The sequence below is a fragment of the Streptomyces avidinii genome (assembly GCF_045161815.1).
GTDB lineage: Bacteria > Actinomycetota > Actinomycetes > Streptomycetales > Streptomycetaceae > Streptomyces > Streptomyces avidinii.
In genome coordinates, this window is record NZ_CP108863.1 from 5,159,779 (window position 1) to 5,184,187 (window position 24,409).

The 24,409-nt window shown below is 73.6% G+C and carries 24 protein-coding genes; 16 read left to right on the forward strand and 8 right to left on the reverse strand.

All coding sequences use genetic code 11. The features are described from left to right. Positions 1-90: 90 nt before the first annotated feature. Together OG373_RS23155 and OG373_RS23160 are read left to right on the forward strand one after the other, a co-directional pair. Positions 91-852: a DeoR/GlpR family DNA-binding transcription regulator gene (locus OG373_RS23155; protein ID WP_405440057.1), complete on the forward strand. Its 762-nt coding sequence runs from the start codon at positions 91-93 to the stop codon at positions 850-852. Continuing rightward, positions 849-1,790 carry a 1-phosphofructokinase family hexose kinase gene (locus OG373_RS23160; RefSeq protein WP_405440059.1) on the forward strand — a complete coding sequence of 314 codons (942 nt, stop codon included), beginning with the start codon at positions 849-851 and terminating at the stop codon, positions 1,788-1,790. Before OG373_RS23155 ends, OG373_RS23160 begins: the two co-directional genes overlap by 4 nt. Here OG373_RS23160 and OG373_RS23165 read toward each other — a convergent pair. Further along, the gene (locus OG373_RS23165) at positions 1,787-2,617 is read right to left on the reverse strand and encodes a DUF6227 family protein (RefSeq protein WP_405440061.1); all 831 of its coding nucleotides are present in this window, start codon (positions 2,615-2,617) and stop codon (positions 1,787-1,789) included. The genes OG373_RS23160 and OG373_RS23165 overlap by 4 nt on opposite strands. 192 nt (positions 2,618-2,809) lie before the next feature. On the opposite strand from OG373_RS23165, the gene OG373_RS23170 reads away from it, so the two are divergent. Further along, entirely contained in the window at positions 2,810-3,451 is a 642-nt protein-coding gene (locus OG373_RS23170) for a vitamin K epoxide reductase family protein (RefSeq protein WP_405440063.1), read from the forward strand. Between the two features lie 111 nt (positions 3,452-3,562). Here the strand turns inward: OG373_RS23170 and OG373_RS23175 are convergent, their stop codons facing one another. Further along, positions 3,563-3,973: a rodlin gene (locus OG373_RS23175; protein ID WP_405440065.1), complete on the reverse strand. Its 411-nt coding sequence runs from the start codon at positions 3,971-3,973 to the stop codon at positions 3,563-3,565. Between the two features lie 271 nt (positions 3,974-4,244). Here OG373_RS23175 and OG373_RS23180 point away from each other — a divergent pair, with 271 nt between their 5' ends. Together OG373_RS23180 and OG373_RS23185 are read left to right on the forward strand one after the other, a co-directional pair. Further along, positions 4,245-4,751 carry a hypothetical protein gene (locus tag OG373_RS23180; protein WP_405440066.1) on the forward strand — a complete coding sequence of 169 codons (507 nt, stop codon included), beginning with the start codon at positions 4,245-4,247 and terminating at the stop codon, positions 4,749-4,751. Between the two features lie 153 nt (positions 4,752-4,904). Further along, positions 4,905-5,144, forward strand: a complete 240-nt coding sequence (locus OG373_RS23185) for a chaplin (RefSeq protein ID WP_397730707.1) — start codon at positions 4,905-4,907, stop codon at positions 5,142-5,144. Positions 5,145-5,228: 84 nt separating this feature from the next. On the opposite strand, the gene OG373_RS23190 is transcribed toward OG373_RS23185, so the two are convergent. From OG373_RS23190 to OG373_RS23210, 5 genes are all read right to left on the reverse strand, one after another. After that, complete coding sequence (locus tag OG373_RS23190) at positions 5,229-5,576, reverse strand: hypothetical protein (protein ID WP_189971333.1); 348 nt, start codon at positions 5,574-5,576, stop codon at positions 5,229-5,231. A 204-nt stretch (positions 5,577-5,780) separates the two neighbouring features. Then, positions 5,781-6,914: a chaplin gene (locus OG373_RS23195; protein ID WP_405440068.1), complete on the reverse strand. Its 1,134-nt coding sequence runs from the start codon at positions 6,912-6,914 to the stop codon at positions 5,781-5,783. 121 nt (positions 6,915-7,035) lie between these two features. Continuing rightward, a complete protein-coding gene (locus OG373_RS23200; protein ID WP_052872775.1) occupies positions 7,036-7,269 on the reverse strand; it encodes a chaplin in 234 nt (77 codons plus the stop codon). Between the two features lie 257 nt (positions 7,270-7,526). Continuing rightward, a complete protein-coding gene (locus tag OG373_RS23205; RefSeq protein ID WP_030386268.1) occupies positions 7,527-7,937 on the reverse strand; it encodes a rodlin in 411 nt (136 codons plus the stop codon). 118 nt (positions 7,938-8,055) lie between these two features. After that, complete coding sequence (locus tag OG373_RS23210; protein WP_405440070.1) at positions 8,056-8,310, reverse strand: chaplin; 255 nt, start codon at positions 8,308-8,310, stop codon at positions 8,056-8,058. Between the two features lie 174 nt (positions 8,311-8,484). Here OG373_RS23210 and OG373_RS23215 point away from each other — a divergent pair, with 174 nt between their 5' ends. From OG373_RS23215 to OG373_RS23255, 9 genes are all read left to right on the forward strand, one after another. Next, entirely contained in the window at positions 8,485-9,576 is a 1,092-nt protein-coding gene (locus OG373_RS23215) for a DUF3344 domain-containing protein (protein WP_405440071.1), read from the forward strand. 19 nt (positions 9,577-9,595) lie between these two features. After that, complete coding sequence (locus OG373_RS23220) at positions 9,596-10,783, forward strand: glycosyltransferase (RefSeq protein ID WP_405440072.1); 1,188 nt, start codon at positions 9,596-9,598, stop codon at positions 10,781-10,783. After that, the gene (locus OG373_RS23225) at positions 10,780-12,300 is read left to right on the forward strand and encodes an exopolysaccharide biosynthesis polyprenyl glycosylphosphotransferase (protein ID WP_405440074.1); all 1,521 of its coding nucleotides are present in this window, start codon (positions 10,780-10,782) and stop codon (positions 12,298-12,300) included. Before OG373_RS23220 ends, OG373_RS23225 begins: the two co-directional genes overlap by 4 nt. Next, on the forward strand, positions 12,300-13,706 hold the full coding sequence (locus OG373_RS23230) for an O-antigen ligase family protein (protein ID WP_405440075.1): 1,407 nt from the start codon (positions 12,300-12,302) through the stop codon (positions 13,704-13,706). Before OG373_RS23225 ends, OG373_RS23230 begins: the two co-directional genes overlap by 1 nt. Further along, positions 13,703-15,706 carry a murein biosynthesis integral membrane protein MurJ gene (murJ, locus tag OG373_RS23235; RefSeq protein WP_405440076.1) on the forward strand — a complete coding sequence of 668 codons (2,004 nt, stop codon included), beginning with the start codon at positions 13,703-13,705 and terminating at the stop codon, positions 15,704-15,706. The genes OG373_RS23230 and murJ overlap by 4 nt, the downstream gene beginning before the upstream one ends. After that, positions 15,696-16,472, forward strand: a complete 777-nt coding sequence (locus OG373_RS23240; protein ID WP_397730690.1) for a polysaccharide deacetylase family protein — start codon at positions 15,696-15,698, stop codon at positions 16,470-16,472. Before murJ ends, OG373_RS23240 begins: the two co-directional genes overlap by 11 nt. Further along, positions 16,469-17,731, forward strand: coding sequence for a glycosyltransferase (locus OG373_RS23245; RefSeq protein WP_405440077.1), 1,263 nt, complete (start codon positions 16,469-16,471; stop codon positions 17,729-17,731). The genes OG373_RS23240 and OG373_RS23245 overlap by 4 nt, the downstream gene beginning before the upstream one ends. A gap of 71 nt (positions 17,732-17,802) precedes the next feature. Then, the gene (locus OG373_RS23250) at positions 17,803-18,600 is read left to right on the forward strand and encodes a lipopolysaccharide biosynthesis protein (protein ID WP_405440078.1); all 798 of its coding nucleotides are present in this window, start codon (positions 17,803-17,805) and stop codon (positions 18,598-18,600) included. Beyond that, positions 18,597-19,739 (forward strand): GNAT family N-acetyltransferase, encoded by a 1,143-nt coding sequence (locus OG373_RS23255; protein WP_405440079.1) that lies wholly within the window; start codon positions 18,597-18,599, stop codon positions 19,737-19,739. Before OG373_RS23250 ends, OG373_RS23255 begins: the two co-directional genes overlap by 4 nt. A 5-nt stretch (positions 19,740-19,744) precedes the next feature. Here OG373_RS23255 and OG373_RS23260 read toward each other — a convergent pair whose 3' ends face one another. Continuing rightward, positions 19,745-21,367: a glycosyl hydrolase gene (locus OG373_RS23260; protein ID WP_405440080.1), complete on the reverse strand. Its 1,623-nt coding sequence runs from the start codon at positions 21,365-21,367 to the stop codon at positions 19,745-19,747. Between the two features lie 294 nt (positions 21,368-21,661). Here OG373_RS23260 and OG373_RS23265 point away from each other — a divergent pair, with 294 nt between their 5' ends. Together OG373_RS23265 and OG373_RS23270 are read left to right on the forward strand one after the other, a co-directional pair. Then, entirely contained in the window at positions 21,662-23,029 is a 1,368-nt protein-coding gene (locus OG373_RS23265; protein WP_405440081.1) for an ATP-grasp domain-containing protein, read from the forward strand. A gap of 67 nt (positions 23,030-23,096) precedes the next feature. After that, on the forward strand, positions 23,097-24,398 hold the full coding sequence (locus OG373_RS23270; RefSeq protein ID WP_405444168.1) for an NAD(P)-binding domain-containing protein: 1,302 nt from the start codon (positions 23,097-23,099) through the stop codon (positions 24,396-24,398). Positions 24,399-24,409 lie beyond the last annotated feature (11 nt).

Here is a 24,409-nt window from a genome sequence, read left to right on the forward strand (position 1 = left end):
GGCATGTCCGTTCTTTTTTGTTTCTCGCCGCAAAGGTGCGTACGGTGGGTCGAATCCACCTATTCAGGCATGAAACGGACGTAAATCCACATGTACGCACCGGAGCGCCGCCAGGAGATCCTCCGCCTCGCCCACGAGGCCGGCAGCGTCGACGTGCTCTCCCTCGCCGACCGGTTCCAGGTCACCGCCGAGACCGTTCGCCGGGACCTCACAGCCCTCGACCGGTCCGGCCTCCTCCGCCGGGTGCACGGCGGGGCCATCCCGGCCGGCCGCCTCGACTTCGAGCCGGACCTCACCGAGCGCGAGGCCACCGCCGCCGACGAGAAGCACCGCATCGCAGCCGCCGCACTGGCCGAAATCCCCGACGGCGGCAGCGTGGTCCTGGACGCCGGCAGCACCGTCGCCCGGCTGGCCGCCGCGATCCCCGCCGACGCGGTGCTCACCGTGGTCACCCACGCCCTGCCCGTCGCGGCCCGCCTCGCCGGCCGCACCGGCATCGACCTCCACCTCGTCGGGGGCCGCGTCCGCCACCGCACCCGCGCCGCCGTGGACGCGTGGGCGCTGCGCGCGTACGCCGAGATCCGCGCGGACGTGCTCTTCCTCGCGACCAACGGCTTCACGGCCCAGGGCGGCCTGACCACCCCCGACCAGGCCGAGGCGGCCGTCAAGCGCGCAGCGATGGCCGCCGCCCGCCGTGTCGTCCTCCTCGCCGACTCCGCGAAGGCGGGCCAGGAACACTTCGCGCGCTTCGGGTCCTTCGCCGACATCGACCTGCTCATCACGGACACGGGGCTCGACCCCGCCCACCAGGCCTCCATCGGGGCCGCCGGTACGGAAGTTGTGCTCGTATGATCCTCACCGTCACCCCCAACCCCTCCCTCGACCGCACCTACGGGGTTCCCGCGCAGGCCCGGGGCCGGGTGCTGCGCGCCGACGGAGAGCGGGTCGACCCCGGGGGCGAGGGCGTCAACGTCTCCCGCGCGGTGGCCGCCGCGGGCGTCCGCACGACGGCGGTCCTCCCGCTCGGCGGCGCCCCGGGCGTGCTGCTCGCCGAACTCCTCGGCGCGCAGGGCGTGGACGTCACGGCCGTCTCGATCGCCGGGCAGACCCGCTCGAACATCGCGCTCGCCGAGCCGGACGGCACCCTCACCAGGATCGACTCGCCCGGTCCGGAGCTCTCCCGGGAGGAGTCCGCCCTCCTCCTGGACACCGTCCGCTCCTGCGCCGCCGACGTCGCCTGGATCGCCTGCTGCGGCAGCCTCCCGCGCGGCCCCGGGCCCGAGTGGTACGCCGAACTGGTCCACCGGGCCCACGCGGCCGGCGCCCGCATCGCCCTGGACACCTCGGGCCCGGCGCTGCGTGCGGCGCTCGCGGCCCGCCCGGACGTGATCAAGCCCGACGCGGCCGAGCTCGCGGCGGCCGTCGGCCGCCCGCTGCCCACCGTGGGCGACGTGGTCAAGGCCGCGGAGGAGCTCCGCACCCTCGGCGCCGGAGCCGTACTGACCTCCCTCGGCCGGGACGGCCGGCTCCTGGTCTCGGCGGAGGGCACCTTCTACGGCACCGCCCCGACCCAGGCGGTGCGCAGCAACGCAGGGGCCGACGACGCATCGCTCGCCGGCTTCCTGATCGCGGGAGGCACCGGATGGGAGGCCCTCGCCTCGGCCCTGGCCCACGGCGCGGCCGCCGCCCGGCTGCCGGGCAGCGCCATGCCCACCCCGGCGGACCTGCGCCCGGACCGGGTCCACATCACCCGGAACCCGCCCCTGGACCTGCCGCTCGACGGCTTCTAGGCCGTCTCTTTCGGATCTTGCCAAGATCCGAAAGAGACGGCCTGGTCCCGGTTCACCGGACGCGCGCGGAGTTCCATCGCTTCGCGCGCGGCCGCCTCGCTCTCGTACACCTCGCACATGTGCCGCCCGTCCGGCGTCGCCGTGTGCTCCACCTCCCACAGGCTGAGCTCGGTTCCGTCCAGCAGGACGAAGGCGTGCTCGTACAGGCTGAAACCGGCGCCCGAGCTGCGCCCGTCCGCCGGGCACTGCCGCGCGCCGAAGGCCTGGGTGATCTGGTGCGCGTACGCCGACCGCAGCAGCGTCGCCACCGGCTCACCCGGCCGGTCGGCGTTCTCCGCGCGGCGCAGCACCCGGCGGGCATGGTCGGCGGACTGCTCCACCACGTACTCCCGGTGCCGCTGCACCGGAGCGGAGGCCGCATACAGCGCGCTCAGCACCGACACGTCGTTCACCGGCTCCTCCTCGCCCGGCACCAGCACCGGATCGGGCGACGCCCCGGCGGACGCCTCGCCGAACAGCCGGGTCACGGCCAGGCAGGTCTCCGCCTTGCTCGCGAAGACCTCGTGCCGGACGGCCCGGTCGCCCACCAGCCGGTACGTCAGCTCCCACAGCGAGACGGATCCGCCGTCGCTCAGCAGGTAGGTGTGCCGGTGGGTCTCCCGCCAGATTCCCGCCTCCGGACTGTGGTGGGTGGTGTAGAGCGAAGAGCTGTGGGCGAGCGCCGTGCCGAGGCGCTCGACCAACCTGTCGGGCAGGTCGAAGGAGTTGAGGGCGCGGCCGAGGAGTCGTTCGAGGTGCGCCTCGGTTGTCTCGTACGGATCGCTCAAGGTGGGTCTCCAGGCCGTCGCAGCTTGTTACTTCGCGGAAGCTCAACGTAACCCCTGGTTCTGACATCACGTCCGGGGTTCGGTAAAACGTCCGGGAAGCATCGGAGGTTCCCGCCACACCTTCAGGTCAACTTGCATACCACTGAGCATGGTTGGGCCCGATCTGGTAGGAAGCGCGGGACTATGGGACACATGGCAACGAATACAGTGGGCCTCCCGCGCCAGCAGGTACGGCCCCGCAGTGGACACGAGGGCGAGCGGAACACCGCCCCGAGAGGGTTGGCCTGGCTGCTGGCCGTCACCGGGGCGGCCGGGCTGCTGGCCTCCTGGGTGATCACCCTCGACAAGTTCCTCCTGCTGGAGGACCCGGACTTCAAACCCGCGTGCAGTCTCAACCCGGTCGTCTCCTGCGGCAGCGTGATGCAGAGCGAGCAGGCGGCGGCCTTCGGCTTCCCCAACCCGATGCTCGGGCTCGTCGCGTACGGGGTCGTCGTCAGCGTCGGCGCGGGTCTGCTCGCCGGCGCCCGCTACCGCGGCTGGTTCTGGCTCGGACTGAACGCCGGCACGCTCTTCGGTGTCGGATTCTGCACCTGGCTGATGGTCCAGTCGCTCTACGAGATCAACGCGCTCTGCCTCTGGTGCTGCCTGGCCTGGGTCGCGACCCTGCTGATGTTCTGGGCGGTCACCGCACACAACGTCCGCACGCGCGTCCTGCCCGCGCCCGGTCCGGTGCGGGGCTTCTTCACCGAGTTCGGCTGGGCGCCGCCGGCCCTGCACATCGGAGTGATCGGCATGCTGGTCCTCACCCGCTGGTGGGACTTCTGGACCGGCTGACCGCCCGGGCGGCGTACGAAGAGGGCCCCGGCGGCTGGACGTCGCCGGGGCCCTCGTCATTCACTCCACAGGCTCAGCGGCCCGCGCTCGCCCGAAGGGCGGGGGAGCAGGTCAGCTGCCGCTGGAGAGGTTGCCCGACAGGACCGGGATGTTGGAGAGGATGTGCGAGAGCGGCTCGTCGCCCTTGGCCTGGGTGGAGTTCTCGGTGCACTGCTGGTTCTGCGGGTTGGACAGGACGTTGATGTCCTGGACCCCGATGTTGAGCGCGGCGACCAGCGACTGGGCGTTGACCTTGGCGGGCAGGCCGATGCAGGGCTTGTTGAGGGTGCCCTGGACCAGGCTGAGCTGCGGGCTCATGTCGCCGGCGGTCTTCTGGTTGCCGTAGGCCTGCACGGCACCGTTGCCGTTGACGGTGTTGACCCCGTTGTCGTTGCCGATGGCCATGGCCGGGGCCGCGGCGGCAGCGCCCGCGCCGATCGCAACGGCGGAGACCGCGGCGGCGGTCATGAACTTCTTGAACATCTTGTTCCTTCTGTCGCACGAGTGCCCGCTGATGGAGCGCCCTGGTCAACTGCCCGACCGGGGGGTTGGTTCCGCTGCTTCACTCAAACGGCCTGCGCGTGTCGAGGTTTTCCCCGGCCCGGGTGAAGAGCCTGCGGACGCGTGCGCGAAGCCCGTACGCAGCCCGCATCCGTTCAGGTTCCGGTTGCGCTCCGTGCGAGGTGTTCGCACGGTGGGTGAGGAAGCGGATCGTTCAGGTCCGTTTGTGTCTCCCCATCGAGAAGGAACCTTCATGCACCACACGAAGCCGTCCCGCGCCCGCCTCCTCGTCCCGGCGGCCCTCGCCGTCGTCATACTGTCCGGCGCGGCTGCTCCCGCGGTCGCCGCGGACGGCGAGGGCTCCGCGGCCCTCAACGGCCGGGTCGCCTCCGTCCAGCGCCAGGTCGAGAAGATCGAGCAGCGCGCCAAGGCCGGTCCGATCGACGATCTCCTGGCGGGGCTCACCAAGACGCTGCAGGACCTTCTCGCCTCCGTCGGGGGCCTGTTGCCCGACGGGGTGAAGCTGCCGCCGATCGAGCTGCCGAAGCTCCCGGAGCTGACCCTCCCCGACCTGTCCGGCCTCATCCCCAAGCTGCCGGTCGAGGTTCCGCCGGTCGACGGGCTGGTACCGGAACTGCCCGCGGTCCCCGAGGTTCCGGCGCTCCCGCAGCTTCCCGCCACCCCGCAGCTTCCCGCCACCCCGGAGCTTCCCGCCACCCCGGCGATCCCCGAGGTCCCGGCCCTTCCTGCCGTCCCGTAGGAGCGGTCGCGGACCGAACCCGCCCGATGGTTACGACAATTGAGCCGAACAGGTCTCATTGTGTGTGTGGCCGTGTCGTCCGGGATGATGGACCGTTTCGCTCGGTGTGAGCCCCGGATCGGGGCAGAACATCGAACAGAAGGTGCACTTCCCATGAACTCTGCCAAGAAGGCCGCCCTGGTTCTGGCCACCGCCGGTCTCGCCGCGGCCGGTGCCGCCGGCTCCGCCGTCGCCGACTCGTCGGCCGAGGGCGCGGCCGTGGGTTCCCCCGGCGTCCTCTCCGGCAACCTGGCTCAGGTCCCGGTCCACGTTCCGGTCAACGTCTGCGGCAACACCGTGAACGTCATCGGCCTGCTGAACCCGGCGTTCGGCAACGTCTGCGTCAACAGCTGACGTCGGCAGAACAACCGACTGTGGGCGCCCCGGCCTTGCCGGTGGCGCCCACAGTCGTGTCGGCGGGTATGCGGCCGGGACGGTTCAGCCCTGGCCGCCGTTGAGCTTCACGCCGCCGAGCATCGGGTTCGCCTGGGTGGCGCCGTTCGCGAGGCCGAGCACGGTGCCGGGTACGTCGTTGCGGACCTTGTTCACCTTCTGGGCGGTACCCACGACCTTGTTGACGGTGTCGCCCTGTTCGGCCAGCCCGTTGCCCACGGTCTGCGGAAGCGACTCGGAGACGGGCCCGACGGAGTTCAGCGTCTCGGTCACCCCGCCGGTCAGGCTCATGGGAGGCATCGCGGCCGTGGTGTCGGCGGCGAAGGCGGTGGTGGAGGCGCCGAGCGCGGCGACGGAGCCGACGACGACAGCGGCGACCTTCGTGAGCTTCATTATCGAAATCCTCTTCTTTTAGTGGACAGAGGTATCAGTGGCGACCGTCGCGCCACTTTCGCCCTGGGTAACGATTCCCCGCCGCTGCGGAAACGCGAACGCGCACGCGGTTAAGGGGTGGGGACATGACAGCGGCCGGAGAATCCGACGAGGGATTCTCCGGCCGATATTTTTTCTGATTACCGGTATTACCCGTATTGCCGGTCAGGAGACGCGGGACCGCCGGTACAGAATGGCGCCGCCCAGGATCAGGGCGCTGGCGAGGGCGGCCGCGGCAGCCGGCTGACCCGCGCCGGTCTCGGCCAGCATCGGACCGCTCACGTGCGCCGGAGCGGGGGCCGCCGGCGGCGCGGGAGCGGGCCCCGGGGCCGGGGCGGGGACCGGTGCCGGGGGGAGGTCGGCCGGGGTGTCACCACCGGGGGCGGCCGGCGGCTGGTCCGCCGGCGGTACGACCTCGGGCGCGGGCGCCGGAGCCGGCGCGGGGTGCTCCACGGGAAGGCTGCCGTGCGGCGGCCCGGACGGGGGGCCGTCCTCGACCACGGGCGGCGGGCCGGGGGCCGGGGCGGGCAGCGTGTGCGGCGCCTCCGGTGCCGGGAGGGGCTCCGGGGCGGGCAGCGGGGCCGGGGCCTCCGCCGCCGGGGGCTGCGGAGCGGGGGGCGCGGGCGGGGTCTCGGGAAGTGGCGCGGGCGCCTCCTGGACCGGTTCCGGCATGGGCAGCGGGGCCGGGTGCTCCTGGACCGGTTCCGGCATGGGGTGCGGCTGCTCGGGCGCGGGGGGAGCGTGGTGGGCCGGCGGGGGCGGCGCCGACCCGGGGTGGTCGTCGCACTCCTCCTTGTCCCGCTCCCCGCCCCGGCCGCCGTAGCCGCCCTCGTGGCGCGGCTCCTCGTGGCGGGGCTTCGCGTGCCGCGGTCCCTCCTGCCGGGGCCGCTCGTGACGGGGCTGCTCGTACCCGTTCTCATGGCGCTGCTCCGGGACCGCGTGCCGGCCGCCCCCGCGCTCGTCGAGGTAGCGTTCGAACGCCTCGGCGTGCTCGGGGCTGAGGTAGCGCCCGTAGTCGTGGCCGCCGTCCCCGTGGGAGCCGGTGCTGGTCACGCACGTGTTCCCCATCGAAGGGTTGAGCGCCGCACCGCCGTCCACGCTGTTGCCGCACACGTTGGGTGCGAAGGTGATCGGTACCGAGACGCTGTTGCCGGCCAGCACACCCGGCGAGTGCGAGGCCTCGGCGCTCGCTCCGGGGTGCGCGTAGGCCGCGCCGGTCGCGATCGACAGCAGACTCGAAGCGGCTGCCGCCGTGAGCATCCCCTTGCCCAGTACCTGTCGGCTCAGTACCTGTCGCATGGGTCCTTCCCTGTCTACCGGCGCCACGGCCGGTGTGGAATCGAAGGTGGCCTCGGAGTGCACCGCCGTGCACTCCGAGGCCACCCCGAGGAGGCTTGCCCTCACGGGCTCAAGCGCTTCGTCAGGCGTTGACGCAGGTGTTGCCGAACGCCGGGTTCAGCAGCGCGATGACGTTCACGGTGTTGCCGCAGACGTTGACCGGAACGTGGACCGGGACCTGGACCAGGTTCCCGGACAGGACGCCGGGGGAGCCCACGGCCGCGCCCTCGGCCGACGAGTCGGCCATGGCGGGGGAGGCGGCACCGGCGAGCATGAGAGCGCCGGCGGCCAGCACCACTGCCTTCTTGTACGTCATTTTGATTTCTTTCCTTCCCGCAGAGGCGTGTCCACTGCAGAATTAACAACGAGCGGTCCGGGAAAAAGAAACCGCACATTTTCGGCGGTCTTCCGGTAATTCACCCCGATGCCCCGGTTCAATGTTCGGGTCGAATTCGAGGTGCCGGCGGATTCGTATCGAAAATTCAGGGGCCGGGGAGGTTCCGGTCCCGGCCCATATGCGGCGAGGCCGCCGCGACCCCGTGGGTGCGACGGCCTCGCTGGCGCGGGCCTCGGTCAGCTGCCGTTGGAGACGTTGCCCGAGAGGATCGGGATGTTGTCCAGGATGTGCGAGAGGGCCTCGTCGCCCTTGGCCTGGGTGGAGTTCTCGGTGCACTGCTGGTTCTGCGGGCTGGACAGGACCGGGATGTCCTGGACGCCGACGTTGACCAGGGCCAGCACGGACTGCACGTTTGCCTTCGCGGGCAGGGCGATGCAGGGCTTGTTGAACGAGCCCTGGATCAGCGCCATCTGCGGGCTCATGTTGCCGTAGGTGGCCTGGTTGCCGTAGATCTGCGCGGCGCCGTTGCCCTGGACGGTGTTGACGCCGTTGTCGTTCCCGATCGCCATCGCCTGCGGCGCCATGGCGGCACCGATGCCCACGACCGAGGCGGCAACCGCGGCCGAGGCCATCATCTTCTTGATCATTGTCGTCCCTTTTTTGCAGGATTGCCCGGTAGTGGAGCACCCGGATCAACGGCGCGGACCCGGTTCGGGTTGCGTGGCTTCACTCGGATGCAGGCGTTTCGGGCAACACGGTTGACGGTCAGGCGTTGATGCAGGTGTTGGCGAAAGAGGGGTTCAGCAGGGCGATCACGTTCACGGTGAGGCCGCAGGCGCTCACCGGGACGTCGACGGGCACCTGGAGCAGGTTGCCGCTCAGGACGCCGGGGGACCCGCCGGCGAAGCCGTGGGCCGTCGCACCGTCCCCGCCGTGCGCGGAGGCGAGGCCCGCGCAGCCCATCAGCGCGGAGGCGCCCGCGACGGCGATGGCGGTGCCGCGCGCCGGCCTCTTCTTCATCTCCGCATTTCCTTTCGGTTCGAACAATGGTGCAAGCCATAACGACCCGCCCGTTGCGAGGGTGCGTGCTATCGCCCAAAAGGCCGTACGAGCGAGTCCGACGTGATTTCCAGCCTGATTTCTGACAAAGTTCACTCCTGTTTTGTCCCCTTGATCGAAAATGGAGACGGGGTCATGGGTTCCTCCCGCAGAATCCTCGGCGCGCTCGGTCTGCTGTCCTGCCTCACTCTTTCCGTGAACGCCCCGCTGGCCCACGCGGCGGCTCCCGCCCCCAAGGAGCTGCCCCGGATCCCGTTCACCCAGCGTTACCAGGCCGTGCAGCACGGCGGGCTGGTGCGCGCCTCCAACTCCGGCATCAGCTGCCGCAAGGAGCAGTCCCCGCAGGCCGAGCCGTGCGCCGAGGTAAAGAAGGGCGCGGCGGGGGTCAACAGCGACTTCGAGATGTTCTACAGCGAGGTGGACAAGGACCCGGACACCTACAACTCCACCCGGGCCGAGCTCAAGGTCCCGCAGGGCGCGAAGGTCTCGTATGCCCGTCTCTACTGGGGCGGCAACCTGCGGGTGGGCGAGCAGAAGCCGCCGGAGGACAACGGCCGGGTGCTGGTCGCCGAGCCCGGCGGCGCGTACAAGGAGGTCCTGGCCGACACGGTCATGGGTCACCGCACGGACGCGGGCAGCGACGCCTACCAGGCCTCCGCCGATGTGACCCCGCTGGTCCGCAAGGGCGGTGCCGGCCTGTGGACGGTGGCCCAGCTCAACATCGCGATGGGCCACTCCGAAGTGGGTGCCTGGGGCGGCTGGACGCTGGTCGTCGCCTACGAGCACCCGCAGGAGCCGATGCGCCGGATCTCGCTGTGGGACGGCTTCGAGTCGCTGGCCGCCCGGGCCGGTGACGGGGCGGTCGTGATCGAGGGCCTGGACGTGCCCCCCGGCTCCGCCGGCCGGGTCGGGGTGGTCGCGTACGACGGGGACCGGGGCGCCCTCGGGGACTCACTCACCGTGACCGCTGACAGCGGGCGTCGGGTGAGCCTCAGTGATGGAGAAAATCCTTTTAATGATGTTATGAATTCCACGATCACGGAATTCGGCGATCAGTCGTTCGTGCGACAGCCCGAACATATGAATAATCTCGGATATGACGCGGACGTGTTCGACCTGAGTCCCGCCCTGTCCGGTGGTGCCCGCAGCCTGGACTTCAGGTTCACGGGTGAAAGTCAGGGTCATTTCCTCGGTGTGCTCTTCGTTCAGACAGACGCGCGCCGCTGAACGCAGGAGACCACGCCACGTGCCCAGTCAACCTCGGGCGGCACAGCCCACGACCGTCCTCCACCTCGTACAACCCGTCGACGGAGGCGTGGCCAGGGTCGTCACCGACCTCGTCCGCGCGCAGACCGCCGAAGGGCTGCGCACCGTCGTCGGCTGTCCGCCCGGCGGCACGCTCGGCGACTCCGCGCGGGCGGCCGGGGCCGAGGTCCTCACCTGGCGGGCCGGCCGGGCCCCCGGGCCCGGGCTGCCCGCCGAGATCGCCGGCGCCCGGCAGGTGCTCCGCCGGGTGCGGCCCGACGTCCTGCACGCCCACAGCGCCAAGGCCGGCCTGGCCGGCCGGCTCGCCGCGCGCGGCACCGTACCCACCGTCTTCCAGCCCCACGCCTGGTCCTTCGACGCCGTCGGCGGGGTCACCGCCGCACTCGCGCTGCGCTGGGAGCGGTACGGGGCCCGTTGGGCCGACCGGGTGCTCTGCGTCAGCGAGGCCGAACGCGACGCGGGCGAGACCGAAGGGATCACCGCCCGCTGGTCGGTGATCCGCAACGGTGTGGACCTGGACCACTTCCGCCCCGGCGGCCCGGACCCCGAGCGCGACAGGGCCCGGGCCCGCGCCGAACTGCCGCTGCCCGCGGACTTCCCGGCCGACGGACCGCTCGTCGTCTGCGTCGGCCGGATCTGCTTCCAGAAGGGCCAGGACATCCTGCTCCGGGCCTGGCCGGAGCTGCTCGCCACCGTCCCCGGAGCCCGCCTCGCCCTCGTCGGAGACGGCCCCGACACCGAACGGCTGCGCCGCACCGCCCCGCCCCGCGTGCTCTTCGCGGGCGCCGCCGCCGACATCCGACCGTGGCTTCGGGCCGCCGATCTCGTTGTACTGCCGTCGCGGTGGGAAGGCATGGCGCTCGCCCCGCTCGAAGCCATGGCCTGTGGCCGCCCGGTCCTGGTCTCCGACGTCAGCGGTGCCGGGGAGAGCCTGCCACCGGGCCAGGGACGCCTGTGCCTGGTGCCGCCGGAGGACCCGACGGCCCTGGCCGGGGCCCTGGGACGGCTGCTCGCCGAGCCGCGGCTCCTCGCCGAACTCGGTGAGCAGGCCCGGCAGCACGCCCGGACCGACTTCGACGTGCGGCGGACCACGGACGCGGTCACCGGCCTGTACCACGAACTGCTGGGCAGGCCCCGGCCCTTGAACCAGGAGCGCATCAGCCGATGACGATGGACAGCGCACCCGCCCGGCACACCGGGCAGGGTGGCACGGGGCCCGCCGGCGGCAGCGCCTTCGCGCCCGCGCCCCACGTGGCGGCCCGCCGTTCGGCGACCGCCATCCACCCCCCGCGCGGGCCCAGGACCGACCAGGCCCGCTCCGCCCTGCGCCCGCAGCGGGTCCGCCGTCGCGGCCGCGCGCTCCCGCTGCTCACCACCGACGCGCTGGCCGTCGTACTCACCGCGACGACCCTGCCCGCGGCGGACCTGCCCGTCCTGTCCGCGGCCCCGCTGCTGCTCGCCGCGCTGCACGCCCAGGCCGGGCTCTACCGGCCGCGGCTCGCCCCCTCCGCGCTCCTCGAACTCCCCGTACTGGCAGGCCGGTCCGCCGTCCTGTGGTGCTCGCTCGCCGCCGTCGCGGCCGCCGTCGACCCGGCCCGGGCCATCGGCTGGAGCGCTCTGCTCACCGCCGTCTGCCTGCAGGCCGTACTGGCGTGCGCCGGCCGCGGCCTCGTCAACCAGCTCCGGCGCCGCGCCGCCGTACGCCGGCCCGCCTCCGCCCTCGTCGTCGGACCCGGCGCCGGGGCGAGCGCGGTGGCCGCGGCCCTGCACGGCCGCCCCGAGTTCGGCCTGCGCCCGGTGGGGCTCGCCGACACCGCACCGGCCGGCGAGGGCGTGGGCGGCGCCCTGCCGCTGCTCGCCACCCACGAGGACATCCGGCGCGCGGTCATCCAGAACTCCGTCGGGCACGCGGTGTTCACCCGCCCCCCGGAGGCCGACGAGCGCACCGCCTCCCTGGTCCGGCTCTTCCACGACCACGGCTGCCGGCTGTGGCTCGCCGACCCGGCCGGCACCGCCAGGATCACCGGCATGCGGGTGGCGCACCCCACCGACCAGCTGTGGGGGTACGCCGTGCAGCCGCTGCTGCCGCGCCTGGCCCGGCCGCTGGAGCGCTGGGTCAAGCGGGGCATCGACACCGTGCTCGCCCTGGTCGCGCTGCTCACCGCCGCACCCGTGATGGCGGCGTGCGCGCTGGCCGTACGGATCTGGGACGGACCGGGAGTGATCTTCCGGCAGGAGCGGGTCGGCCTGTACGGACGCCCCTTCACCCTGCTGAAGTTCCGTACCCTGCGCGCCGACGCGCACGAGGCCGCCACCCGCTGGACGGTGGCGGGCGACCGCGGGATGAGCCCGGTCGGCTCCTTCCTGCGCAAGTCCTCGCTGGACGAGCTGCCGCAGCTGTGGAACGTCGTACGCGGCGACATGGCCCTGGTCGGCCCGCGCCCCGAACGGCCGTTCTTCGTCGCCAAGTTCTCCACCGTCCACCCCGGCTACGAGGCCCGGCACCGGATGCCCGTCGGCATCACGGGCCTCGCCCAGATCAACGGCCTGCGCGGGGACACCTCCATCGAGGACCGGGCCCGCTTCGACAACCACTACATCGACACCTGGTCGCTCTGGCAGGACCTGTGGATCCTCGCCCGCACCGCGGCCTCCTTCTTCCGCTTCCGGCTGGGGGGCAGCTGATGAGCCTCGCCCTTCCCGCCCGGTGGAACCGGCCGGACATGCCGGGTCTGCTGCGCCGGCACTGGCCGCTGCTGCCGCTCGCCGCGACCGTGCTCTTCCTCCTCGCCCCGCTCCCGGCGGGCGACGCGACCGCCTCCGGGAAGGTCGGCCCGGCCGACGCCGCCTCGCTGCTGCTGGTCCTCGCCTGCGCGGTCCAGGCGCTGCGCGGCCGGGTGCGGGCGCTGAACCCGCTGGGCGTGCTCGTCCTCGGGCTGCCGGCCGTGGGCCTCGCGGTCGCCACGATGACCGCGGGGGATCCGTACGCCGCCCTGCCCGGCTTCGTGCGCTACCTCCAGGTCTTCGTCCTGGTCCCGGCCGCCGTGGTGCTGCTGGTGCAGGGCGCCGCGGAGTTCCGGCTGGCCGCCGGGTGCTTCGTGGTCCTGGCGCTCGTGCAGGGCGCGGTGGGCGTCGTCCAGTACGCCACCCACACCGGGGCCTCCTACCAGGGCGAGGACGTCAGGGCCGTCGGCACCTTCGGCCCCGGCGACGTCATGGGCATGGCCACCGTCGTGGCGTACGGGCTGATCGTGGCGACCGCAGCCGGGCTCGCCCCGGGGATGCCGCGGCGCCTCCGGCGGATCGCCGGGGGCTGCGCGCTCGCGCTGGTGCTGCCGCTGGTGCTGTCCTTCAGCCGGGGCGCGTGGATCGCCACCTTCGGCGCGGCGGTGCTGGTGATGGCGCTGGCCGGGATCAGGCGGGCCCTGAAGGTGGTCGCCGCGCTCGCCGCGGCCGGGGTGGTCCTGGTCGGCGGGTTCGGGGTCGGCTCGGAGATGGTCGCCGAGCGGCTGACCTCCATCACCCAGGTCTCCAGCGCCCCCGACCAGTCGGTGACCGACCGCTACACGATGTGGGCCGCGGCCGGGTCGATGTGGCGCGAGCGGCCGGCGGTCGGGGTGGGGCTCAAGGGCTTCCCGGCCAACCGTGACGGGCACGCCTCGCTGGGCCTCTCCTCCGGCAGCGACACCGCCGGCGCGGGTCAGGCGTACCTGCGCCAGCCGCTGCTCTCCCCGCACAACATGTACCTGCTGATCCTGAGCGAGCAGGGCCTGATCGGGCTGGTCGCGCTCGTGGGCGGCTGGGCGGCGCTGCTGGTGGCGGGGCTGCGGCGGCTCGCCTCCGGCGGGGGAGCCAGGGACTGCGGGCTGATCGCGATCGGGCTGTTCGTGTGGCAGCTGACCGACTTCCTCTACGCGGACATCGGCGGGCCGTCCACGGTGCTCACCGGAGTGATCATCGGCTTGGCGGCCTGGTGGGCGCTGCCCTCCCGGGGGGCTGCGGAGCCACCGGGCCGAGCTGCCGCGGATCCCGGAGCTCTCGGCGGTGCGGGTTCACGGGGCAGGTCCCCCGGGGTTGCGGCTCGCCCGTGACGGACACCACGCCTTGGCGGCCCGCCTCCGGCCCCCCGGCCGGGGCGGGCCACGCCCGTGTCCCGGGCACCCCGGACCCCGGCAGCACCGGAGTCGCCGAGGGGCCCGCCCCGGCGGACCCGGGGTTCGTGGCCGGGGGGCTCCCCGGTGGTGAACCGGGCACGCTCCGGCCCGTGTTCGGCGCCGCCGGGTATCCGGGCGGCGCTTCGGGCCGGCACAGCGTGCGGGTGGCCGGGCGGGCCGGGAACCCGGCCGTCGGGCCCGAGGCCCGGGCGGGCCGTTCCCACCGTGGGGGCCGGACCTCCGTCACCCCCGGCGGGAGCCGAGCGGCGGTCGGGCTCTCCGTCACCCCCGGCGGGGACCGGGCGGCCGGCGAGTCCGCCGCGTCCGGCGGGAGCCCGCCGCTCGGCAGGTTCCTGGCCAAGGCTGCCGCCGTCACCGCCGGATTGACCGCCGCCGGGGCGGTGTTCGGGCTGGTGCGCGACCAGACCATCGCGCACCTCTTCGGCGCCGGGCACGACAGCGACGCCTTCCTCATCGCCTGGACCGTGCCCGAGATGGCCTCGACGCTGCTGATCGAGGACGCCATGGCGCTGCTGATGGTGCCCGCCTTCAGCCACGCCCTGGCCCGGCGGGCCGCCGCCAGGGCCGGGCTCACCCGCCGGGAGGCCCGCGTCCAGGACCCCGTACGGCTCCTGGTGGGGGCGACCCTGCCGCGCCTCGTCGTGCTGCTGGCCGCTGTCGCCACCGTCCTGGTCATGGCCGCGCCGGCCGTCGTCGCCGTACTCGCCCCCGGCCTGCCCGACCCCCGGCTGGCCATCGAGTGCACCCGGCTCACGGCGCTGACCGTGCTCTCCTTCGGTATCGCCGGGTACTTCAGCGCCGCGCTGCGGGCGCACAGGTCCTTCGTACCGCCCGCCGCGATCTACGTGTCGTACAACGTCGGCATCATCGGCACGATGCTGGCCCTGCACGCCCTGTGGGGCGTACGGGCCGCCGCCGCGGGCGTCGCCGTCGGCGGGCTGCTGATGGCCCTCGTCCAGCTGCCCGCCTTCGTGCGGAACGTGGGCTTCGGCCCGCCGCGCGCCAAGAGGTCCGCCCCGCGCAACCAGCGCGACCGCGACCGTCCCACCCTCATCGCCTTCGGGGTCATCGCCCCAGTGATCTTCTTCGCCGTCTTCCGGCAGTCGCAGGTGCTCGTCGAGAGGTTCCTCGCCGCCTCCCTCCCGTCCGGGGCGATCTCCCATCTCAACTACGCGCAGAAGGTCGCGCAGATGCCGATGGTGCTCTCCCTGATGATCTGCACCGTCACCTTCCCCGTCGTCGCGCAGGCCATGGCCGGGGGAGAGCGGGAGAAGGCCCGGCGGCGGGTGGAGCGGGACCTCGCGCTGGCCTCGCTCGCCGTTCTCATGGGCACCGCACTCGTCATCGGCTACGCGCCCCAGATCATCCAGGTCCTCTTCGAACGCGGCGCCTTCACCCACCGGGACACCCTCGCCACCGCCTCCGTCATGCGGGTCTACGGACTCGGACTCCTCGGCCACTGCCTCGTCGGAGCACTGTCCCGGCCCTTCTTCTCGACCGCCCGGCCCACCTGGTTCCCGGCGTTCGCGATGGGCGCCGGCCTGCTCGTCAACATCGTGGCCGGAGCCTTCGCCGTCGGCTGGTGGGGCACCTACGGCATCGCCGCCGCCAACGCCGCCGGCATCTCCACCACCGCCGTCCTGCTGCTCACGGGCCTCGGCTCCCGAATCATCACCATCCAGGTCCGCCGGGTCGCCGTCAGCATCGGCCGGCTCGGCGTCGCCGCCGTCGCCGCGGCCGCCACCGGCTGGATCGCCGGCCCGATGATCCCCGACCCCATGCTCAGCGCCGCCCTCGGCTGCCTGCTGGTCCCGGCCATGTTCGGAGCCACCGGCATGGCCATACGCGCCCTCGAAGTCACCGCCCTGCCCGGTCAGATCTCCCAGCTCACGCAGAGGTTCCGCAATGTCCGCTGACACCGACACGGCTCCCGCCGCCGTGGTGGTCCCCGCCCGCCGGGCCGCTTCGCCGTGGGTCCTGATGTACCACTCGGTCGCCGAGTTCACCGACCCCGCGGAGGACCCGTACGGGATCACCGTCACCCCCCTCGCCCTGGAGGCCCAGCTGCTGTGGCTGCGCTCCCGCGGCCTGCGCGGAGTGTCCGTCGGCGAACTGCTGCGGGCCCGCGCGGCCGGGCTCGGGGCCGGACTGGTCGGGCTGACCTTCGACGACGGCTACACCGACTTCCTCACCCACGCGCTGCCGCTGCTGAGCCGCCACGGCTTCACCTCCACCCTCTTCGTGCTGCCCGGGCGGCTCGGCGTGGACAACGTGTGGGACCCGCTGGGCCCGCGCAAGTCCCTGCTCACCGCCGAGGGCATCCGCGAAGTCGCCGACGCCGGACAGGAGATCGGCTCGCACGGGCTGCTCCACCAGGACCTCACCGCGACCCCCGACGACCTGCTCCAGCAGGAGCTGCGGGGCAGCCGCGACCTGCTGCGCGAGCTGACCGGCACCCTGCCCGAGGGGTTCTGCTACCCGTACGGGCACCTGGACGCCCGGATCGTCGACGCCACGCGGGCCGCCGGATACGGCTACGCCTGCGCCATCGACCCCGGACGCCTCGCGGGCCCGCACGCGCTGCCGCGTACGCACATCAGCCAGGCCGACGGCGGCGCCCGGCTGCGGATCAAGCAGCTCCGCCACCAGGTGCGCGAGCTGCGGCGCGGGGTGCAGCGGTGAAGACGCTCCAGTCGGTCAAGGCACTGCACATCATCACCGGGCTCGGCGTCGGCGGCGCCGAGCAGCAACTGCGCCTGCTGCTGCGCCACATGCCCATGCACTGCGACGTACTCACGCTGACCAACCCCGGGCCCGTGGCCGAGGGGCTGCGCGCCGACGGGGTCCGGGTCGTCCACCTCGGCATGAGGGGCAACCGGGACCTGGGGGCGCTGCCCCGGCTGGTGAAGTTCATCCGGCGCGGCCAGTACGACCTCGTCCACACGCACCTGTACCGGGCCTGCGTGTACGGGCGCCTCGCGGCCCGGCTGGCGGGCACCGGCGCGACCGTGGCCACCGAACACTCCCTCGGCGAGGGCGAGATCGAGGGCAGGCCGCTGTCCGGCGGCGTGCGCACGCTCTACCTGGCCAGTGAACGCCTGGGCGCGGCGACGGTGGCCGTGTCGGACACCGTGGCCGCCCGGCTGGAGGGATGGGGGGTGCCGGCCGCCCGGGTCCACGTCGTACCGAACGGGATCGAGGCCGTCCGCTTCCGCTTCGACGAGGGCGTCCGGCGGGCCACCCGGGCCCGGACCGGGCTGCCCGAGCGGGCCTTCGTGGTCGGCGGGGTCGGCCGGCTGGTCCCGGGCAAGCGGTTCGACGTCCTGGTGCGGGCCGTGGCCGCGCTGCCGGGGGCGCACCTGCTGCTGGCCGGGGACGGGCCGGAGCGGGCGGGGCTGCGCCGGCTGGCCGCCGAGCTCGGTGCGCAGAGCCGGATCCACCTGCTGGGGGAGCGGGACCCGCTGGGCGACAGCGCGGACGGCCGCACCCCGGGCATTCCGGCGCTGCTGGCCGCCATGGACGTTTTCGTCTCCCCGTCGCGGGAGGAGGCCTTCGGGCTCGCCGTCGTGGAGGCCCTGGCCGCCGGGCTTCCCGTGCTGCACGTGACCTGCCCGGCCATCGACGACCTCCCGGCGGCGCAGGCCCCCGGAGCCCGTCGCATCGGCACCGGCACCGAGGAACTCGTGGCCGCCCTGCGCGGCCACATGGAGGCGGGCGCGCGCCGGCTGCCCCCGCCGCCGGTGGTCCGCCGCTACGACATCGCCCGCAGCGCGCGGCAGCTGCTGGACGTGTACGACCTCGCCCTCTCGGCCGCGCCGGGTGCCACCGGTGCGGCCCGGGGCCGCGGCGCCGCCGCCCCCGTGCCCGGCGGCAGAGCCGCCGTCGGCGGCCGGCGCGAGCCGGTCGGCCCCGGACCGGCGGAGCCGACCGGCACCGGCTGATCCGTCCCCTCCCCGACGGGGTCCCCACGGACCCGAAGGAACTCCCCTCCACCCAGGAAGCGAGCACGTTCATGGCCGATACCGCCGACCAGAAGCAGTCCGAGAAGAGGGCCGAGAGCCGGTCCGAGAGCAGGTCGGAGCGGAAGGCGGACCACCGCTCCGAGCGGAGGCCGCACCGCCGCAGGCTCTCGGCGCCCCTGCGGTGGCCGCTGCCCGCCTGCGCCCTGCTGGGGCTGGCCGCGGGCGGGGCGTACGGGGTGCTCAAGGCCCCCGAGTACGCCGCCACCAGCTATGTCGTCGCCGTCCCCGACGACACCACCGAGCCGGCCACCGCCCTCGGCTTCGCGCAGGCCTACGCCCGCATCGCGACCAGTAGCTCCACCCTCGCCTACGCCCAGCCGCGCGCGGGCATCAGCGCCGTGAAGCTGCGTACCCAGGTACGCGCGGAGACCTCCCCCGAGTCCCCGATGATCGCCATCACGGGCACCTCGAAGAGCCCTGCCGAGGCCGCCGACATCGCGAACGCGGTCGCCGACGCACTGTCCCTGAGCAGCAATCAGGCCGCCAAGAACACCGGCGTCCAGCTGCTCCTCTTCAACCAGGCCGTCGCCCCCTCCGAGCCCGCCTCCCCGTCCGCGGCCATCAGCGGCGCGGTCGGCCTGTGCGCCGGTGGACTGCTCGGCGGACTGTGGCTGCTCGCCCGGCCGGGCCGTGCCCGGCGCGGCGAGGAGAGCGCGGCCCGTGCTGCCGCCGCCTCCCCGGTCGAATCCTCGGTGCGGCCCGCCGTCGACTCCCCGGTCGAGGAGTACGCCTCGCTGCCCGCCCAGGGTGAGCCGGCCTCGGCCAAGGAGAAGGAGTCCGTTCGATGACCTCGGGCTCCGCCGGGGCCCTGTCGGTGACGCTGTGCCGCGACCCCCGGCAGTTCGCCGCGCTGGAGGAGTCGTGGAACAGGCTCTTCCGCGGCTGCCCCACCGCCACCCCCTTTCAGAGCCACGCCTGGCTGCATTCCTGGTGGCTGTCGTACGGCAAGGAGGGCCGGCTCCGGATCGTCCTCGTCCGGCGCGGCGAGGAGCTGGTCGGCGCGGCCCCGCTGATGCTCGTGCACCGGCCGATGCCGCTGCTGGTGCCGCTCGGCGGCCCCATCACCGACTACTTCGACGTGCTCGTGGCCGCGGAGCACGCCGGTCAGGTCGTCCCGGCGCTGGCCCGCGGGCTGCACCGGGCCGCCCGCGGCGCCGTGGTGGACCTGCGGGAGGTACGGCCCGGGGCCGCGGTGGAGGAGCTGTACCGGCAGTGGCCCGGGGTCTCCCGCCGGCTCGCCGACTCCACCTGCATGGAACTGCCCACGCTGCCGTTCGACGAGCTGGTCAAGCGGATGCCGGCCTCCGGCGCCCAGCGGGTGCGGGCCAAACTGCGCAAGACGGACGCGGCCGGCATCAAGGAGCACGAGGTCACCGAGCAGGAGGTGCCGCGCGCCGTACGGAACCTGCTGCGGCTGCACGAGAAGCAGTGGCGCGGCCGCGGGGTGACCCCCGAGCACCTGCGGCCCCGCTTCGCCGAGCACCTCACCCGGGCCACCCGGCGGATGGTCCGCGCGGGAGAGAGCCGGCTGACGGAGTTCCGGCTGGACGGGAAGGTGGTGGCGGCCAACGTCACGCTGCTGTCGTCCGGGCTCAGCGGCGGATACCTGTACGGGGCCGACCCGGACCTGCGCTCCCGGAAGGTGGACGTGGCGACGCTGCTGCTGCGCTACGAGGCCGGGCGGGCGCTCGCCGAGGGCCGGCCGGTGGTGAGCTTCCTGCGCGGCAACGAGCCGTACAAGAACCACTGGCGGCCCGCGACGGTCGTCAACCAGCGCTTCCTGCTGGCCACGGCGGCGCTCGCGCCCCTGCTGCGTGTGCACGAGTCGCAGGTGACGGGGCGCGAGCGGGCGGTGGACGTGCTGCGGGAGGCGCTGCCGGCCGCCAGGGACTGGCGGGCGCGGCTCAACGAACTGCGGGTGCGATGACCCGTCTAGAAGGGCCAGAGGCCGGAGTCCTTACCGAAGTCCAGCTTGATGCAGACCGCCTGCTTGCCGACCAGCTGGGAGAGCCACTCGCCGAAGTTGAGCGGCACGCACCACTGCTTGCTGTTGACCGGCGCCGGAGGGGTCGGCTCCGGCAGGGGCTTCGGCGGGGTGGACTCGGGCTTCGGCACGGCCGGGCTCGGCCGGACCGTGCTCGGGGTGACGGGGCTCGGGGTGACGGGGCTCGGCCGGGCCGGGCTCGGCCGGACCGGGCTCGGGGTGACCGGCGAGGGCGCCGGTACCTGGGGCGTGGGGACCGCCGGCGTGGGCTCGGGGGCGGGCTCGGGCTCGGGGACCTCGGGTGTCGGGACGAGCGGGCTGGGCGTGACCGGAAGCGGGACTTCCGGGCTGGGGGCGACCGGGCTCGGGACCGGCGTCGGGGTGACCGGCGTCGGGACGAGCGGGCTCGGAGCCACGGGCGACGGTGTGGGCGTGGGCTCGGGGACTTCCGGCGTCGGGACCTGCGGGGTCGGGACCTGGGGCGTCGGCACCTGCGGGGTCGGCACGACCGGCGTGGGCACCACGGGGGTCGGGACCACCGGGGTCGGGACCACCGGCGTGGGCACCACCGGGGTCGGGACCACCGGGCCGGGCCGCTCGGGCGTCAGCGCGTCGCGGAAGACCTTCGCGGACTGCGGGTTGTCCTTGCACTGCCACACGCCGTGCGGGCAGTAGTCGGTGATGGTGTGGTAGAGCGGCTTGTGCTGCTGGATCCACTTCAGCATGCGCCGTACGTACTCCGGATTGTCCCCGCGCCGGAACAGCCCCCACTCCGGGTAGGAGACCGGCTTGCCGTGTGCCTTCGCGAAGTCCACGTGATGCCGCAGTCCGTACGGCTGGGTGATCTGGTCGTCGAAGGTCTGGCCGGGAGCCTGGTCGTACGAATCCATTCCGATGACGTCGACCACGTCGTCGCCGGGGTAGCACTTCGTCCAGCCGATCGCGTCCGTACCCCTGTTCGGCGCGAAGTCGAACTTGAACTCCTGCCCGGGGACGGCGCGCATCGTGCTGACGATGCGCCTCCAGTACGCCTTCCAGTTCTCCGGGTCCGGTGCGCAGCGGTGGGTGTAGGTGATGCCGTTCATCTCCCAGCCGAGCACGATCACCGTGTCCGGGACGCCCAGCTCGACCAGTCGCTCGGCGAGCTCCCGGAAGTGCCGGTCGTACTGTCCCTGCGCGCCCGCCCTGATCAGCTGGGCCACCCGGTAGTCGGGCACCCGGCCCTCGTTGCGCTCCTGCATGGGCACGTTGAGGACGAACAGCCGGTCGTCCTCCTCCTGGCGCCACTCGGCCCAGTCGTCCAGGAACGACACCCGGCCCTCGATGCCCGCCCACGAGTCGCCGGGCAGATAGGTGTGGCCGACCCGGATCTCCTTGCCGCCCAGCCAGCTCGACAGGTGCGGGATCCGGGCCACCCCGGTCGGCCCGTAGTCGAGATAGGCACCCATGGCGATGTCGGAGCCCTCCGGCCGGTCCTCCTCCGGAGCCGCGAGCGCGGCGCCGGTGGCCAGCAGTCCGGCCGTGACCGTACCGATGCAGGTGCTCGCCAGTCGGCGGCGTGGTCTGGGCATGGCGTCTCCCGAGCTTTCCTGAATCGGTGTGCTTACCAAAGACGTTAGGCATCAGATCTGACGAATGGCCTGTCCGGTGACTGCCGCGTAGGCCATTCGCAGGTGCGCACCACCCCCGCTTGGTCCGACTAGGTGAAAGACGCCGTTGCCATGCACGCGTATCTCAACCATGTGCCCGCCGTTGTGCTCAGACTCGATCGCAATCCGTTCCACCACGGAACCCTCGGCGCCGTCAGATCCCTTGGCCGCAAGGGCGTGGAGGTCCATGCCGTCGTCGAGGCCGGGGGAGGTCCCGTGGGGCGTTCGCGGTATCTGCGTGCCGTGCATTCCGGGCCGGCGGGCGGGCTCGACCCCGAGGCGCCGGGGACGCTGCTGGAGTGCCTGACCGGGGTGTCGGAGCGGATCGGCCGCCCGGCCGTGCTCATCGCCATGGACGACCTGAGTGCGATCGCCGTGTCCCGGGTCGCGCCGATGCTCCGCGAGCGTTTCCGGATTCCCCATCAGCCCGACAACCTGCCCGCCCGGGTGGCCGACAAGGCCGAGCTCTCGCGGCTCTGCGCGCGGTGGGACGTCCCGCACCCGGAGACCGTGATCCCGGCGAGCGGGGCCGAGGCGGCCGAGGCGGCCTGGCGGCTCGGCCTGCCGGTGGTCGCCAAGTGGAGCCGGCCCTGGCTGCTGCCCGCCGGGGCGGACGGGCTGCGCAGCACCATGCTCCTGCACACCACCGCCGAGGCGCGCCGACTCTACGAGCGTTCCACCGAGGCCGGGAGCAGGCTGCTGCTCCAGCGGTTCCTGCCGGCCGGGCCGGACACCGACTGGTTCTTCCACGGCGCCTTCGCGCGGGGCGGGCGGCCGCTGCTCGCGGGCTCGGGCCGCAAGGAGATGTCCTGGCCGGTACGGACGGGGCTGACGGCCGTGGGGCGCTGGCTGCCGGATCCGGCGGTGGAGGAGGCCGGGCTGCGGCTCGCCGAACGGCTCGGCTACCAGGGGATCCTGGACCTGGACTTCCGCCGCGACGAGCGGGGCTGCTTCCGGCTGGTGGACTTCAACCCGCGGCCGGGCGCGCAGTTCCGGCTGTTCGCGGACGCGGCCGGGCTCGACGTCGTCCAGGCGATGTACCTGGACCTGACGGGCCAGCAGGTCCCGACGCCCTCGGGCGGCCCGGGCCGGGTGTTCGTCGCCGAGAACTACGCGCTGCTGGCGGCGGTCCGGGGCGGGTCGCTGCCGCGCCGCCGCGCGGCGGGCCCCGCGGAACCGGCGGGGTCGGCCGGGTCGGCCGGGTCGGCGGGGAAGTCGGGGGCTTCGGCGTCCGTGCTGCCGGGCGCGGACCGGCAGGCTGCCCCGAAGCGGGCCGCCGAGCGCGGGCGGGTCGAGACGGCCTGGTTCGCGGGCGACGACCCGATGCCCTTCCTGGCGATGCTCGGGGCCCTGCTGGGGCGCGGCGCGGGGAAGGGCGTACGGGCGCTGCGCGGGGTTCCGGAGCAGGGCCGCCGTACGGCGCTCGCGGTCGTCCGCACGCCCCGTCAGCGCGGTCGGAGCCAGCCCTCCTCGGGCTCCACAGGCTCCACCGGCTCCAAGGGCTCCCCGGGCTCCGCCGGACCGGCCTCCCGGCCCGTTCCGCCGGAGGCCCCGGCCGAGCCGGACGAGCTGGTGACCCGTTGAACGTGCCTGTCGCCGCGGACCGGGCCGGGCCCCTGACCATCGAGTGGGAGGAACGGCCGTGACGCGGATCGACGATCTCGTGGTGATCGGCGCGGGCCCGTACGGGCTGTCGATCGCCGCCCACGCGGCTGCCGCGGGGCTCGGCGTACGGGTGCTGGGGCGGCCGATGGCGTCCTGGCGCGACCACATGCCCGACGGCATGTTCCTGAAGTCGGAGCCCTGGTCGTCCAATCTGTCCGCGCCCGACGGGCGGCACACGCTGGCCGATTACTGCGCCACCCGCGGAACGGCCTCGGAACACGGCACTCCGCTGCCGATCGGGACGTTCAGCGCTTACGGGATGTGGTTCGCCCGGCAGGCCGCGCCCGAGGTGGAGGAGGTGACCGTGCTGGAGGTGACCCCGCAGGGTGACGGCTTCCGCGTCCGCACCGCCGAGGGCCCGCCCCTGCTCGCCCGTACGGTGGCCCTCGCGGTCGGGGTGATGCCCTTCGTCAACCACCCCGAGGTGCTGCGGGACCTCCCGCCCGGCCACTACTCGCACAGCAGCGGCCACCGGGACCTGAGCCGGTTCGAGGGCAGCGAGGTGGCCGTGCTCGGAGCCGGGCAGGCGGCCCTGGAGACCGCCGCCCTGCTGGCCGAGCAGGGCGCCCGGCCCTGCCTGGTCGCCCGGCGCACCCGGCTGAACTGGAACACCGTCCCGCAGCCCCTGGACCGGCCCCCGCTGCGGGCCCTGCGCGATCCCCACAGCGGGCTCGGCACCGGCTGGCGCAGCTGGGTCTGGTCGGAGCTGCCCTGGGCGGTGCGCCGGCTGCCCGCGCCCACCCGGGAGCGGATCGCGGCGACCGCGCTGGGGCCGGCCGGCGCCTGGTGGCTGCGGGACCGGTTCGAGCGGCGCGTCCCCGTCCTGCTCGGGCACCGGCTGCACCGGGCGGTGGCGGCGGACGGGCGGACCCGGCTCGGCCTGACCACGCGGGCGGGGGAGTCCGTGGTGCTGGACACCGCGCACGTCATCGCGGCCACCGGGTTCGTCCCGGAACTGGCCCGGCTGGAGCTCCTCGACGCGGGGCTGCGGGCCGCCCTGGAGACGGTGGGGCGGAGCGGGGCGCCGGAGCTGAGCCCCGGGTTCGAGTCCTCGTGGCCCGGGCTGTTCTTCGCGGGGCTGCTGTCGGCTCCCTCATTCGGCCCTTCCATGCGATTCGTGCACGGCGCGGGCTTCACGGCGGGGAGACTGGTGAGAGGAGTCCGCAAGCGCCTCGGCGCCCGGGGTCCGCGGCCGGGTTCCCCCGGCGTCGCCCGGCCGGACCGGGCTGCGTCCCCCGGGCACCTTCCGGGGGTACCCCCAGGGCATCCGAAGACGTATCTGCGGTGAGATCCGCGGAG